General features: G+C 65.2%; 1 protein-coding gene. It reads left to right on the top strand.

The window, feature by feature from the left end; genetic code table 11:
- The coding region (locus tag AACY45_RS28415; RefSeq protein ID WP_339548794.1) for a c-type cytochrome at positions 1–465 on the top strand (465 nt) is incomplete at both ends.

Below are 465 nucleotides of genomic sequence, written 5' to 3'. Positions count from 1 at the left end.
CCAATGCCGATGCGGCGCATGCCCACATCATCAACAGGCGGAAAAGGCGCAGCGCCATGACATTACGGTCATCTGGAACCTTGCTGGGCGTTGGTGCGCTGGCCCTGTCCGCAGGGACCGCGATTGCTGCGCAATCTCCCAGGCTCATCCCCGGCATCCAGCGCTGGGCGGAGATCGATCGCATCCCCCGCCACCATTTCGTAGCGACCAAGGGTGTGCCGGAGCCGTACCGAGCACTGCGGAACCCCCTCCCCGCGACCGATACGACAATCACGCGGGGAGCCGTGGTCTATGCCGCCAACTGCCTTTCCTGTCACGGCCAGGCTGGCAAGGGCGATGGGGCGGCCGGGCGCGGGTCCACGCCATCCCCCTTCGACATCGCCTGGCTGTCAGAGATGAAAATTTCCCGCATCGACGGCTTCATGTATTGGAGCATCGCCGAGGGCGGCCGGCCTTTTTCCAGCG

The sequence above is a fragment of the Pseudomonas sp. RA_35y_Pfl2_P32 genome (assembly GCF_963970735.1).
GTDB lineage: Bacteria > Pseudomonadota > Gammaproteobacteria > Pseudomonadales > Pseudomonadaceae > Aquipseudomonas.
This window is presented reverse-complemented; position numbering and strand designations above follow the sequence as displayed.